The sequence below is a fragment of the Parvularcula bermudensis HTCC2503 genome (genome assembly GCF_000152825.2).
Classification (GTDB): Bacteria; Pseudomonadota; Alphaproteobacteria; order Caulobacterales; family Parvularculaceae; genus Parvularcula; species Parvularcula bermudensis.
On the sequence record NC_014414.1, the window covers coordinates 2,549,471 to 2,563,072 of the forward strand.

The window sequence follows — 13,602 nt, forward strand, 5'->3', positions numbered from 1 at the left end:
GTTCCGATCACCGACGGATCGGAGGGACATGAACAGGATTATCGTCAACTTCAGGGAGCCGCTCGTCAAAAAACAGCTCGAGAATTTCTACGCAGTAATCAATCTGCTCCTCAGTTAGTGGGACTCCTTTTGGAATATCATGCCAGTATTCTAGACAAGTTCGGCAACAGGTTGCGGTGGCATGTTGGCCGTAGAATATTGGATTGTCGCTCATCGGCGTTTGGCGACCGTCCCAAGAAGGGTTTGCGGATCCGATTGATTTTTGGACACGAGCCCTGATCGCGTCTTTCAGCTTCTTCCTACCTTTTCGCTTTGCGTAGTTGATCGCCTTTTGGTCGATTGGCACGTGAAAGAAATGGTGCCTGATCGTTTCGCGTTTGAGTGCCTGGAAAGTGTATTTGGCGTCCCCAATTGACCGGTTGTGTATTCGTGTCCAGTCAACCAGGTCTGCGTTGCAGGCGCGGCACTTGCCGCGGTCTCCGACAGGCATTTTTTGTGTCGCCTTAAAACAATGAAGATCATTGTCGCAATCTGTCATCGTGCAGGTAATTTTCAGAGGCTCGGGTTTCTGAAATAGCGGCATGGTCATCCTTTCTCGAGGGCGCGTTCGAGCAGTCCCCGGTCAATTTGATCTGTTTGTTCAAATGGAAAGCGCTCGAAAAATATATCGCGTGCGATCATCCAAGGGTCCTGATCGGTCCGCTGGAGGTTCGCCGCCGCACCCCACCAATTAATTCCTTGCCAAGAAAGTCGAAAGGCCAGGTAATTCGCAAGCGCGCCCAGATCGACACTTTCTTGATCCGCTATTCTCGGCACAACGCCTTTGAGCCGTTGTACACTTCCGCCTGCTGCAGAAACACACAACTGCGCGATTTCGTCCGCTCGTCCATCCAACGCGACTTCGCCAGCATACTGGCTAGCCATGATCTCCTCGTCAGATTCTCGACGCTCCGCTGATGTTTCGTCTAACTCAATAACCTCAAATCGTTCCCGGTCTGGAAACTGAGACGCGTGATAAAGCTCATGCAACAAATCAAACAACCAGCGTGCCTGATGAGGAGACCGTTGTTTCAGCACGACGACGTTTCGGCTGGCGACGCGCCAGCAGGCCCCATGAAAGGTTCCGCCGTCATTGAGCGGTAGAACTGGAACGCCCAAGTCCCAAGCAAAACGTAAACAAGAGACCAGAGATACTGATCCATAAGCGTCGATGATGGACCGGCGCATAACAACTGGATCTTCAGGAATCACCTTAGCGGGAGCTTCTCGTACAGCACTAAGGACAACGAGCGCCAAATAGTGTGCGTATGCGGCATATGCGCTGGTTTCAGAATGTTCGCGACGCGCCGGCATTTTGAACCGGGCCTCTGCGGCGGCCATGGCTGGGGGGGCAAGGGGTGGCGCGCTGAACAAGCTCGCACGATCCCATCCGTAGATCCTACTTAGAACATCGGTTGTTCGACCAATGGAAACCGCTTCTTCTTCTGGACCGTATGTCAACTCGTCCTGAACAATGGCGGTGTCTCGTGGGTCCATGAGCCGCGCAGTTAAGAAATCGCGGTCCACGCCTACTTGAGACAGCTTTTTAACCAAACCATCAAACCCACTCGGCGAAAACGGCACGAAAATATCATTGGAAATACGGACACCAAGTGCCTTCACGATTTCAATCAGGCGGGTCAGGCTTGCGCCTGCATACCTTTCGGCCTCGTATCTTTGGATTTGTTGTGGCTTCAGGCCTACTCGCTCAGCGAGATCTTGTTGAGTGAGCCCCGAGGCGATACGCGCCTTGATAAGGCCGTCAGCAAGCTCACTAAAGTCATTGATCTCGATAATCGAGGCTTCGGAAGATTGAAGTGCATCATACGCCTCCAATTCATCAGTTAAGTCTTGAAGTTGGCTCTCTAGCGCTTCTCGTTCAGCGCGAGCTAAGCGTGGATGCAAATCAGCTTTTAGCTCGTGTGTCTTGCTAAGTTCATCCAACGCCTTGCGAAACTTGTCCGCCTGCGTGCGGGTAATCTTATACTGTCTCTCATTGGTAATCATACGATGCTCCCGAGATCTATCTCCAGAACGCCTTTGGGGACGCCGTTGCGGTCCTTCTGAAAGAAATCTCTGTAGATGACGCCGGCCTCAGCCAGCGCCGTTGGTCTGCCTCCCGAAAAGTGGTCCGGTTGATGTGTTAGACTTGGCTCCATGGAAGGAGCTGAGGAATGGGACGGAAGAGACGAACGGCCGAGGAGATCATCGGTCATTTGCGAGAGGTCGAGGTGCGCCTGGCGAAGGGCGAGACCATCGGGATTGCCTGCCGGGCGATCGGTGTGACCGAGCAGACGTACTATAGGTGGCGACGGGAGTATGGCGGTCTGAAGGTCGATCAGGCGAAGCGGCTTAAAGAGCTTGAGAAAGAGAACCAACGCCTACGGAAGGCTGTGTCGGATCTCACGCTGGACAAGCTCATTCTTTCTGAGGCCGCAAAGGGAAACTTCTGAGCCCCGACCGCCGTCGGAAATGCGTCGATCACGTCACGAAGGAGCATGGCGTCTCAGAGCGCCGTGCCTGCGAGGTGGTGGGTCAGCACCGTTCGACCCAGAGGAAGCGTCCTTCGGGCCGTCCTGGCGAGAAGGCGCTGACCGGTGCCATCATTCAGCTAGCTGAGCAGTATGGCCGCTATGGCTATCGCCGGGTGACTGCATTGCTCCGGCGCGACGGATGGCACGTGAACCAGAAGCGGGTCTATCGCATCTGGCGGCGGGAGGGGCTTAAAGTACCGCAGAAACAACCGAAACGCGGGCGCCTATGGCTGAACGATGGGTCGTGCGTGCGGCTTCGGCCGGAGCGCCCGAACCACGTCTGGAGCTACGACTTCGTCCAGGACCGGACCCATGATGGAAGGGTCTATCGGATGCTCTGCATCATCGACGAGTTCACGAGAGAGTGCCTCTCGATTCGCGTCGAGCGAAGGCTCAACTCGCAAAACGTGCTCGAAGAGCTCTCTCAGCTGTTCCTCATCCACGGGCCACCGGAGAACATTCGCTCCGACAACGGACCAGAGTTCATCGCTACGGCTGTCCGGGGATGGCTCGGCAGGCTGGGCGTGACGACACTGTATATCGAGCCTGGCTCACCATGGGAGAACGGCTATTGCGAGAGCTTCAACTCGAAACTCAGGGACGAGTTCCTGGACCGGGAAATCGTCTATACACTGAAGGAAGCGAAGGCCCTCATCGAGTGGTGGAGGCGCCACTACAATCAGCTGCGGCCACACTCATCGCTGGGGTACAACCCGCCCGCACCGAAGACCATCTTGCCCGCGGGGCTCCCGCCGCCTTACTATGAAGGTGCGGCGGCATGAGCCCCGCTAACCTGCCAGGTCTAACGCTACCGTTGGACCACCTCGTGGGGTCAGGCCACGACCGTCGTCGAACGTCAACAGCACCTCATCAATCAGATCAGGGTCGACACCGGATGGTTCCCACGCGCCGTCATAATCATTTGGAAGAGACTTCGATGAAACGAAGCTTCCATCGAGCAATACGATCTTACACCCAGCTTTACGAAGGTTGAGCAGAGCTTGCTTCAATCCTCGCAAAAGACGCTGTCGGTGAGAATTTGTACCACATAAGAGCTCCACATCTGACCATGTCGTTTCATGAACGCCAGGCGGAAGGTAGCCAGTAGCAGGATCAATCTTCAATGACATAACACAACGAATATGTTGTGTTGCGCCAATTGTCAACGATCTATGCTTTCGGACGGCCGGTATTCACTTACCTGGGTTCAACTCACCTTTGACCCAGCGCCTTCGGTGTGGCCTTCGCCCTCCACTCGGTCAGGTGTTGGAGCCGGTTTAGCCAAAAGCCGAGGCACCCAGCTTGTTCCCCCAATATCCCGCAGTTTCATTGGGCAAGCTGCTTAGGTGCCAGGTAATGTTTCAACCAGCTAGGAAGGAGACCACAGATAACCCCGACAAAGTTTCTACTGGGGCAGTTCCTGCTGACGCTTTTGCTGATCACCTGTTCGGTGTGGATAGCGACGCAGTGGGTGGCGGGTATTCTGGACCATCAACCGCGTTTGGGCGGACCCTGGTTCGAGCTTGCGGGTCAGCCAGTATACAAGCCGTGGCGGCTGTTCCAGTGGTGGTATGCCTATGATGCTTATGCGCCAGACGTGTTTGCGCGTGCGGGTTTGATTGCCTCGCTGGGTGGCATCGCCGGTGTTGTAATGGCGATCATCGCGTCGCTCTGGCGGGCACGACGCGAGAAGAATGCGACGACCTATGGCTCTGCGCGCTGGTCATCGGCGCGGGACGTTCGGCGATCTGGTCTGCTTGGTACGTCTGGCGTAGTGCTGGGACGATTCAGAGGCCGGTATCTCCGGCATGCGGGCGCCGAGCATGTCATGGCCTTCGCGCCGACCCGGTCGGGCAAAGGTGTTGGGTTGGTGATCCCTACCCTTCTGTCCTGGACAGGCAATGCGATCATTCATGACATCAAGGGAGAGAACTGGGCGCTGACGTCGAAATGGCGGTCGGACTTCTCTCGATGCGTTCGGTTCGATCCGACAGACTTGTCGAGTTCACGCTTCAATCCCTTGCTGGAAGTGCGGCTCGGGGCACATGAGGTCCGCGACGCGCAGAATGTGGCGGACATTCTGGTCGATCCTGATGGCTCTCTGGAGCGGCGTAGCCATTGGGACAAGACGGCGCATTCACTGCTCGTTGGTGCCATCCTGCACGTTCTATATGCCGAAGATGACAAATCGTTAGCGGGCGTGGCGACGCTGCTGTCTGATCCAGCCCGGCCGATCGATGATACGCTGGAGCGCATGCTTGAGGCGAACCATTTGGGAAGCCGCAACCGGCCATTGACGCATCCCGTTGTGGCGGAGGCGGCACGTGAACTTCTGAACAAGTCGGAGAACGAAAAGTCATCGGTCGTGTCGACGGCCATTTCGTTCCTGGGGCTCTACCGCGATCCGGTTGTCCAGCGGGCGACCTCCGGTTCGGATTGGCGAATCGAGGATTTGTTTCGCGGCGAAAGTCCTGCGTCGTTGTATCTGGTGGTTCCGCCGTCTGATCTCTCGCGGACCAAGCCGTTGATGCGGTTGATCCTCAATCAGATTGCCCGGCGGCTTTGCGAAGAGCTGCCGGATGGAAAAGACCGCCGGCAGACCCTGTTGATGCTAGACGAATTCCCTGCGCTTGGACGTCTGGACTTCTTCGAGAGTTCGCTCGCCTTCATGGCCGGTTATGGGATCCGCGCCTTCCTCATTGCTCAGTCTCTGAACCAGGTCGAGAAGGCCTATGGGCAGAACAATTCAATCCTCGACAATTGCCATGTCCGGATCGCGTTCGCGACGAATGACGAGCGCACTGCCAAGCGTATTTCAGACATGCTCGGCACCACGACAGAGCAGCGAAACCAGAAGAATTATACCGGGCACCGGCTCGCGCCCTGGCTCAGTCATGTCATGGTCTCGCAACAGGAAACCCAACGCCCGCTTCTGACGCCCGGCGAAGTAATGCAGATGCCGGCCGATGACGCGCTGATCTTCCTGGCGAGCCATCCGCCGATCCGGGCGAAGAAGCTCCGTTACTATGAAGATCGTAACTTCACTGAGCGGGTCGGTGCGTTGCCGGTCAACTCAGCGGGTGCAGACGCAATGCGGTTCGGTGGATATCATCGATCTGGACCATCCCCCTCAGACGGTAATTCCGGCGGGCTGGCGCGAGCGGTGGGACCGGACATCGGCGATGAGGATGAGATCTCGCAGGATATTGCGAATGAGGAAGAGCACGCACCTCAGCAGCGTGGCGGCATTCAGGACCAGATCGCGCGCTACTACCTTCAAGTCCAGGAAAATGGCGGACGGGAGCTTTAGGACATGGCGCGCAATCCACGGCTTCATATCCGTGTCTCCGAGACGAACCATCGCAAGGTGAAGCAGTTCTCTGCTGAGAATGGTGTCCACGTCGGCACGCTGATCGACGAAGCTCTGACCCTGTTGTTCACACCGCCTGAAGACCGGCCCGATGCCGCGATCATCCAGCGGCTGGAACGGGTGGAAGACCAGATCGAAAAGCTGGAGACAGGAACAGCTTTCCAGACGGACCTCTTGATCGAGTTCATTTTCGAATGGTTACGGCAGCGACCAGGCAAGAACCCGTTCGAGACGCCAACAGATGCAACGAGGGCTCGAAGCGAGCTGGAAGCGCTGACCAAGCGCGTCGTTGAGCGCTCCAATCCACATATTTGGAATTGAACTCACGGCAGCCATTTGGTGGCTACACGACAATTACTATTGCAAATAGCATCCATTGATACTAAGTCTTACCTCATGAGGAAAGACTTATGACGACGACATCGGACTTGACGGTAAAGGAAACAGCACAGCTGGCAGGTGTTACGGCGAATGTCGTAGAAAAGGCACTTGAGACGAAAGTGCTGAAAGCCAAGGAAAAAAAGGCAAGACGACGGGGTGGAGCAACGCGTTTTCTCCCGGTCAATGCAGTGATCTATCTCGCCGCCATCAAGGCGGCAAAGCTGACGGATTTGCCGGTGAAGTATAAGAAAGCGCTTTGGGCTCAATTAAAGACGCTCGAAGTCGGTACATTGAAGCCCGTGGAGTTTGCTCCAATGGCTATTTTGAAGGTGGATGAACTTGTGAGCGAACCATATGCGAAAGCGCTGCGATACGTGAACGCTAGGGACGCACATATTGTCTCCAACCCGGAGATTCTGGGTGGGACGCCGGTGATCGCGAATACGCGGATCACTGTCTATTCCGTATTGGCGCGGCTTGAAGATGGCGAAGGCCTTGATGAGATTGCAGGTGACTATCCCAGCGTCCCGCGAGAGGCCTTCGAAGCCGCTGCTATCTACGCCAAGGCCAACCCAATGATGGGCCGCCCCAAACGGCCCTGGCATGCGGCCGCATAATCGAAGGCGACGGGCGGGGTGGAACTCTTCATTGACGAGTGCCTGTCGCCTTCATTGGCGGCAGAATTGAATGCGACAGGATTTCATGTCGCACAACATCCGAGGGACTTCGGAGGGCTCGGCGATCCTGACCATGTTGTGCTTCGAAGGTGCGTCGACAATAATCTGGTCATTGTCACCCAGAATGCCCGGGATTTCAGAGCGCTTGTTGCGACCGAGGAGATTCATCCCGGCCTCATTATCCTTCCTGTGGCAGGTAAAGCCCGCTCGAAGGAACTGGTCGAGCAAGCAATCGCTTTTCTGCACACGCTTGGTGATCCGATGATGGTGATGATCAATTCAGTACTTGAGATCACATCGAACGGATCGATGAGGCTGTATGATCTGCCTGTGGACGACTAACTCGCCGGCGCGGAGGGACTGTGATCTGACGCAGGCCCGTACCACAAATTTTCACCCGTCGCTGGATGCGGCACACCGCTGGCCAGATCGGGATGTCGTGGATCATCGGGACTTCCGCCATATTCGCCAATGATGGCGTCAATCCGCGCCAATTGCTCTCGCCAGAACTCACCATCACTTGTGCGCGACAAATGAAAGATCCGCTGACGGAGCGCGGCCAGAGGCTTCTGGGTGAGCTCATAGCCCGATTGTCCGATCGGTTCGCGCAGTATGCATTGATCCGGGAGCATCTTGGCAACGAGACGCTTCCACGCATCCTCTCCTGATTTCACTGCGCGTTCCATGGCGATCTCGAAAAGTACGGGAGAGTCCAGCCCATCGACAATGCTGGAAAGCCGGGTAAGGCGCGCGTCACCGTCAGACCGGGTGAGCAGATCGTCGACAAGTGCCACGAACCGCTCAGGCTTCTTGGCGAGATACTCGGAAAGCGCATTGGGCCCGTGCCCAAAAAAATGGAGATGCCGGCCATGTCGACCGTTCATCGCGTCTTCGAGAAGGGTTTCAAGCGCACGATCAGAACCGATGCGAAAAAGAGCGTTCACTCTTGCATAGGTGCCCTCCTCATCCGAACCTTGCGCTGCAAGAGCTTCGACCGTATCCATCTCGACATCTTTATCATCGGCAATGACGCCGCCGACATAATCGCGTACGCGCCAGCGTTTGACAGATTCAGGGTATTTTTCGATCCGGCGCACGAGTTCCATCGGATCGTCGCAGCGGCTCAGCATCTCAAGCCACGGCCGCAATATGTAGAAGTCGTTGTCTGGTCGCCACTTTTGAGAAAAATACCTATCTTCAGCGGCGTCGAGGCCGCGGGTGATCCACGCGGCTTTGAGCGGATGCCCGGTGTGAGATAGCGCCTCCAGTAATTCCGAGGCCTTTCCAGGCTCAGGATTCCGCTCGATCACGTCCCAGATTTCCCGAATCCTCGGCCCGCAATCCATCCAGGCTGCAGACGTCGCCAGCTGACGAATGCGCGACCATCCCCCTTCGGATTGCACATCAATCTCGGCAACTCGGTCGAGCAGCCTTGCCGCGACGGGGTGACATTGCTGCGTTTCCGGGCGTTCGATCCAGGCTCGCCGCCGTCGCCTGAGAAGCTCATTGCTGGGGCCCCCAAGTACTCTGCCCTTATCGACAATGTCCGCAGTCCTGAACGGCGCATAAGGACGAAGTGCAATGGCTGCGGAGATCTCAAAGCGCTCATCGCCAAAATAGTCCAACAAAATGTTGCACGTCTCCGGTGACCGAAGCTCGTAGAAGGCCTGCCTCATGAGATTGTCGTAATACATTTGAGCGGTGCTGCGTCTTCTTCGCGCTGGCGGAAGACGGAGGAACTCCGCCTGCTCGGCTTGGTGCTGATTAAGCTCGGTATCGAGAAGCTCTTTCAACAAAGACAGATCCTGCAGTCTGCCAATTCTAGCAACCGCCCGAGCACCGTCTGCGAGCCATTCCCGGGACCGGTTCGGGTCGTCCAACACGGCGCGGCACCATCGGCGCGCTTGAAGACCAAGTGCAAGCTGCTGAAGACCTGTGGGCTTAAGACCACCTTGCTCCGGATACGAATCACCCTTCCACCACAAGACAAAATCGAACAGGATCGATGCCTCGCCCCCTGACCGGGCGCTGGTATTGATAAGTACGCGGATGAGCGTGTCGTGATCAGCCCGTGCGAGATAGTCTCGTATCCGCACAATCTCCCGCCACAAAGGCGCAGCTTCTTGCCGGGACAGTCCCTGCATCTGATTTCGCAGGTCGAACGCGCGCCTGATCAGCTGCCGCAAGCTTCCCGCCTTCAGCAGTCGGGTTAGCCCCGCTGTATTGTGGACATCCTCTTCTTGTTCGCCGAGAAGGCGCAGGAGCCGCTGCTCGTCACGCTCTGACAAGTCCCGGACATAGTCTTCGGGCCGGTAGATGCGGTTGCCGTCGAAGTACCGGCGCAACATTACATCCGAAAGGAGGTCGGGCGCGATTTCCCTGAACCGGGACGCGAACCAGTGCCGATTTTCCTTGTCCTTTTCATCTAGATCGAGGCCGGCCTTGATATCCTCCTGAGTGAGAGGTTCTCCGGTCATCGCACACCAGGTCAGTTTTGCTCTTAGGGCATGCGATGGGTCGTCCGCTCTAATCTGCCGAATAAGAGCTGGCTCGTAGATATCCCGGGCTTTTTCGGCAGCCAAAGCGCTGACCCGGGAGTCGAGCGCCCAACGACTCCAATGATCGTCGGAGAATTTTTCGAAGAGCTCGCGGGCCAACTCACTTCGGCGGCGATAATGAAGTTCGTCCAGAACGAAGCCAAGGGCATCCGATTTCGGCTCGCCGAGCGCAAGCTCAAGGCCACTTCTGAGGCCCACCTCGCCTCCCATATAGCAAAGATCGTGGATAACACTTCTACGGGTTTCTTCCGGAAGCGTCCTAAACCGGTCCCTCCAGCCAGTTCCGAGGATCGCCGGATTGAAGGGACGCCTGCCCGTCAAGCCGCCGCGGCGGCGGTGATCGTCATTCTGTTCGAGATCCTTCCAGATCCGTTCCGAAAAATCCGCCCGTCCTGTGCTGATCATGAAGTCAAATAAGGCTTCAGGATCGGTTTCCTCGGCCCATTCGTCGACAAAGGATGTGATCGCGCCAGAAATGCTCTGCCAGGCTTCATTTCCAAGCACGCCAATCAGTTTGCCGGCGAAGGCGACATCGACGCCGCACATCTCCATCAGGAACCTCTGCAATCCAGGAGAAGCCGGGCCGTCCTGAGACATTTGTTCAACGGCGATTTCAAGTGCGCCCTCCCATGATCGCTGATTTCCCAGCGCACCGATTGCCTTGCACGGCGTATTGCCATCCGCGGAACAGGCCTCGATTTCAAAGGCAACCCGGGATGATGCGAACCAGTCTCTGAGCATCTGATGATCGAAAGCGAGTGTTCTTGCACCACTATCTTCGTCGACATGAACAAAGGACTGGAGGCTTATTTCCTCCAGTATCGTTTGGGTGTCTGCCCCAAACGCCGCTACGCCAGATCGCTTCCTGAAGGGCTCGATGATTTCGCTGACCCGTGACCATGACAGATCTAGGCGATTTGTTTCGACCATTTCGTTGGCAAGTGCTTCCAGCAGTTCGCGAAGAACTTCTATGCGTTCAGCAGGCGCGCCGGTACGTTGCAGCATCCTCGCAAACTCTTCATCAACGAAGGCTCCAATAAGGGCTGCCGCCGTTTGTGGAATGTCCCTGTCGGAATCACTCCACGGCAGGCGGGCGAATATGCTGAGAAAGAAGGGCGTTCCGAGCACGCGCCGCAGCGCCGGTCTCTGCTGAGCATACCGTAGCGCCGTAACGCCTGACTCGCCCGCAACCTCTCGAACAAAATGCTCCCGGTCAGCGTAGGACAGGCGATCGAGATCGAATTGCGCCTTTGGCGGAACGGGGAGCGGGAACCAGGACGGGCGCGTCGCAAAGCAAAGCGGCGCATGTTCATAATCCTGATGAAAGTGGCTGATCGCATCCCGGACTGTCTTACGATCAGCAGGCGGCAGCTCATTCCATCCATCGAACAGGATGACCAAGTCACCTGCCCGCGCCAGCGCAGCGAGATCAGCATATGTTACCTTGTGTTCCATGAACGCATCGCGTTTTGCGATTGCCTCGAATACGTCAGATTTGAGCGCAACTTCTGCCATCGGCAAAACGATCACAGCCGTGTTCTCAGAAGCGGTCTCAATTGCGTCTGCCAGAAGGAACAGTGTTGTCGACTTGCCGGCGCCGGCGAGATCAACGATGGAGGCAACCCATTGTGGCGCAAAGAGTGCAGCAACGTCCGGCATCAGAAGTGTCTCGGCGCCGTCTTCGCGAACACGTTCGAGTCGCCGCGGGATAATAGGGCCGGATTGGTGAACGCGATCTAGCCGTTTGGCGCGATCTTGGCGTGACGCTAGGCGAACGCGATCGAGTACAGCGGACAGGCGTCGGTCGGGCACCAGCTCGCCAACAAGCAAATCCAGTTTTGCTTCCTGGAGGTAAATGGCGAGCGCCTGCCTATGTTGCGACAGTGGCGGTTTGCTCCAAAGCTCGTCGTCGAGAATACCCGCCAGGCGAGCCGCCAAGGACTCGGATAAGCCTGTATCTCGCGCTATCCGGGCGGACAGCGCCTCTCTCAATGGCTGCATCCCGGTCCCAGCGGTCCGCCGATGAAGCGTTTCCAGCGCGACCGTGAACACAAGCGGTTGATGCTGCTGGATCGTCTCGCTGACGATCTTCCAGTCCTCGGCTGCAAGCTCTGATTTCAGCCGATCTTCAGAGCGTTCGAGCGCAGATGTGATTGCGCGATTGAGTTCAATTTCGGAAAGGACGTTCTTGAGCGGCGTAGACAATGCATCGAGGAGTTTGCCGGCCGTCCATCCGAGCCCCGCTGATCCGATTGCACCTTCCACCGTCATTTATGCTCGCGTCCGTTCTGGGTAATGAAACACATCCGTACTTCGAGTCTGCTTTCATTCGAATGGCCACAAACCGGCAACAACAGTATGAGGGACACGTTTCAGGATTTAACAATGTTGATGCAGTCTTATCCTTATCATTGAATGCAGCAGCATCGTCTTTGCCTCAACCGGATAGAGACACTTATTGTCTTCCCTTGATGCGATCGAGAACGGCAGTCCTGCCGCGCGGCAATAAATGCCGAGGCGCTTGCCTAGGCCGATCTTGCCTTCCAGCCCGATATCAATCTCTGCGGCGCTATGTGAATTGCCCTTCTGCGTCCTCGGACTTCCCGCAGGCGCCTTTCGTGTCCTCCGGCCCCAACTGTGCGGCAGCATTTGATGCCCTGATGCTGGTCCCATCACCGATGAGGACCACGCCTAACCATGTCTGCCCTGCCCCAGCCCAGCGAGACCGAGACCCGCCGTACAGCTATGCTCCGCACGGCCTTCGACGGTCCAGTTGGGGCAGCGCTGGCGGCGCCTGACACGATCGAGATCCTCGCCAATCCTGACGGCTCGGTCTGGGTCGAGAAGGCAGGTTTCGGATTGCGCCGGGCATCCGAGACGCTGGGCCGTGCCGAGCGCGAGCGGATCATCCGGCTGGTCGCGTCCTCCGTCGGTGAGGTCTGCGACCGGGCGTCTCCGATTGTGTCGGCCGAACTGCCTGGCTCCGGCGAGCGGTTCGAAGGCATCCTGCCGCCCGTTTCCGAGGCGCCCTGCTTTGCGATCCGCAAGCCGGCAGGCCAACCGATCGCGCTGGATACCTATGTCGAAACAGGCGCGCTGACGCCGGCGCTTTGTGTCGGGCTTCGGCAGGCACTTGAAGACCGGCTCAACATTGTTGTTGCGGGCGGCACGTCATCGGGCAAGACGACCTTTGCCAATGCATTGCTGTCCGAACCGGCCTTGGCTGAAGACCGGATCGTCATTCTGGAAGACACGCGCGAGCTCCGCTGCTCCGCCGAAAATGTGACGCAGCTCAGGACGCATCGGTCCGGCATCACGCTTCGCGATCTTGTCCGCTCCACCATGCGGCTTCGGCCTGACCGGATCATTGTCGGCGAGGTCCGCGGCGGCGAAGCCCTCGACCTCCTCAAGGCCTGGAATACCGGCCATCCGGGCGGGATCACCACGCTGCATGCGAATTCCGCCTCCGGCGCACTGACCCGGCTCGAACAGCTGGTCGAGGAAGCAACGACCGCCCTTCCCCATGCCCTGATCGGCGAGGCGGTCGATGTGATCGTCTTCATGTCCCGCGCAAGCGGCGCCCGCCGCGTCGAGCAGGCGCTCCGGATTACCGGCTTTGACGGCACTGAATACCGGACCGAGCCGCTCGCCGCCCCCTTTCTCAACATCGTCAATTAAGGAGACCGACGCATGTTCTACGACCAGATCAAGGCCCTCAACCGGTCGCTTCAGGCCGGCGTGCTGCTGACCTCGGTGAGCGTGCTGTCACTGCCGGCCCATGCCGCCGGCACCGGCATGCCCTGGGAAGGCCCGCTCGACCAGATCCTGCAATCCATCGAAGGCCCTGTCGCCCGGATCGTGGCGGTGATCATCATCACGCTCACCGGCCTGACACTCGCCTTCGGGGAGACGTCCGGCGGGTTCCGCAAGCTGATCCAGATCGTGTTCGGCCTGTCGATCGCCTTTGCGGCGACCAGCTTCTTCCTGACCTTCTTCTCCTTCGGCGGCGGCGCGGTGCTCTAGTGCTGGACGGCTACGAGATC

Annotated in this window: 11 protein-coding genes; 7 read left to right on the top strand and 4 right to left on the bottom strand. The window is 57.4% G+C overall.

From position 1 onward, the window contains the following. Positions 1–7: 7 nt before the first annotated feature. Together PB2503_RS11950 and PB2503_RS11955 are read right to left on the bottom strand one after the other, a co-directional pair. On the bottom strand, positions 8–583 hold the full coding sequence (locus PB2503_RS11950; protein WP_013301521.1) for a DUF4186 domain-containing protein: 576 nt from the start codon (positions 581–583) through the stop codon (positions 8–10). Positions 584–585: 2 nt separating this feature from the next. Then, positions 586–2,046 carry a helix-turn-helix transcriptional regulator gene (locus PB2503_RS11955; RefSeq protein ID WP_013301522.1) on the bottom strand — a complete coding sequence of 487 codons (1,461 nt, stop codon included), beginning with the start codon at positions 2,044–2,046 and terminating at the stop codon, positions 586–588. 167 nt (positions 2,047–2,213) lie between these two features. On the opposite strand from PB2503_RS11955, the gene PB2503_RS11965 reads away from it, so the two are divergent. Next, a protein-coding gene (locus PB2503_RS11965) for an IS3 family transposase (protein WP_148235142.1) occupies positions 2,214–3,355 on the top strand; the annotation gives its coding sequence in 2 pieces (ribosomal slippage) (positions 2,214–2,478 and positions 2,478–3,355; 1,143 coding nt in all). Between the two features lie 6 nt (positions 3,356–3,361). Here PB2503_RS11965 and PB2503_RS15205 read toward each other — a convergent pair. Beyond that, positions 3,362–3,703, bottom strand: a complete 342-nt coding sequence (locus PB2503_RS15205) for a DUF6932 family protein (protein WP_083811080.1) — start codon at positions 3,701–3,703, stop codon at positions 3,362–3,364. 257 nt (positions 3,704–3,960) lie between these two features. On the opposite strand from PB2503_RS15205, the gene traG reads away from it, so the two are divergent. The 4 genes from traG (at position 3,961) to PB2503_RS11985 (ending at position 7,343) form a co-directional block, all read left to right on the top strand. Continuing rightward, positions 3,961–5,883, top strand: coding sequence for an IncP-type conjugal transfer protein TraG (traG, locus tag PB2503_RS11970; protein ID WP_083811081.1), 1,923 nt, complete (start codon positions 3,961–3,963; stop codon positions 5,881–5,883). Positions 5,884–5,886: 3 nt separating this feature from the next. After that, positions 5,887–6,264 (top strand): hypothetical protein, encoded by a 378-nt coding sequence (locus PB2503_RS11975; RefSeq protein WP_013301524.1) that lies wholly within the window; start codon positions 5,887–5,889, stop codon positions 6,262–6,264. 89 nt (positions 6,265–6,353) lie between these two features. Next, positions 6,354–6,941 (top strand): DUF433 domain-containing protein, encoded by a 588-nt coding sequence (locus PB2503_RS14165; protein ID WP_013301525.1) that lies wholly within the window; start codon positions 6,354–6,356, stop codon positions 6,939–6,941. An 18-nt stretch (positions 6,942–6,959) separates the two neighbouring features. Then, positions 6,960–7,343, top strand: a complete 384-nt coding sequence (locus tag PB2503_RS11985; RefSeq protein ID WP_013301526.1) for a DUF5615 family PIN-like protein — start codon at positions 6,960–6,962, stop codon at positions 7,341–7,343. Here the strand turns inward: PB2503_RS11985 and PB2503_RS11990 are convergent. After that, positions 7,340–11,830, bottom strand: coding sequence for an NACHT domain-containing protein (locus tag PB2503_RS11990; RefSeq protein ID WP_013301527.1), 4,491 nt, complete (start codon positions 11,828–11,830; stop codon positions 7,340–7,342). The two genes, PB2503_RS11985 and PB2503_RS11990, sit on opposite strands and share 4 nt — an antisense overlap. A 426-nt stretch (positions 11,831–12,256) precedes the next feature. Here PB2503_RS11990 and trbB point away from each other — a divergent pair, with 426 nt between their 5' ends. Continuing rightward, positions 12,257–13,237, top strand: coding sequence for a P-type conjugative transfer ATPase TrbB (gene trbB, locus PB2503_RS11995; RefSeq protein WP_013301528.1), 981 nt, complete (start codon positions 12,257–12,259; stop codon positions 13,235–13,237). A gap of 12 nt (positions 13,238–13,249) precedes the next feature. Continuing rightward, positions 13,250–13,582, top strand: a complete 333-nt coding sequence (locus PB2503_RS12000) for a TrbC/VirB2 family type IV secretion system protein (RefSeq protein ID WP_013301529.1) — start codon at positions 13,250–13,252, stop codon at positions 13,580–13,582. Positions 13,583–13,602 lie beyond the last annotated feature (20 nt).

Bases quoted from the DNA above. Each gene is read 5' to 3' on its own strand.
- PB2503_RS11950 (WP_013301521.1), bottom strand. From the start codon at position 583: ATGCCGCTATTTCAGAAACCCGAGCCTCTGAAAATTACCTGCACGATG.
- PB2503_RS11955 (WP_013301522.1), bottom strand. From the start codon at position 2,046: ATGATTACCAATGAGAGACAGTATAAGATTACCCGCACGCAGGCGGAC.
- PB2503_RS15205 (WP_083811080.1), bottom strand. From the start codon at position 3,703: ATGTCATTGAAGATTGATCCTGCTACTGGCTACCTTCCGCCTGGCGTT.
- PB2503_RS11975 (WP_013301524.1), top strand. From the start codon at position 5,887: ATGGCGCGCAATCCACGGCTTCATATCCGTGTCTCCGAGACGAACCAT.
- PB2503_RS14165 (WP_013301525.1), top strand. From the start codon at position 6,354: ATGACGACGACATCGGACTTGACGGTAAAGGAAACAGCACAGCTGGCA.
- PB2503_RS11990 (WP_013301527.1), bottom strand. From the start codon at position 11,830: ATGACGGTGGAAGGTGCAATCGGATCAGCGGGGCTCGGATGGACGGCC.
- trbB (WP_013301528.1), top strand. From the start codon at position 12,257: ATGTCTGCCCTGCCCCAGCCCAGCGAGACCGAGACCCGCCGTACAGCT.
- PB2503_RS12000 (WP_013301529.1), top strand. From the start codon at position 13,250: ATGTTCTACGACCAGATCAAGGCCCTCAACCGGTCGCTTCAGGCCGGC.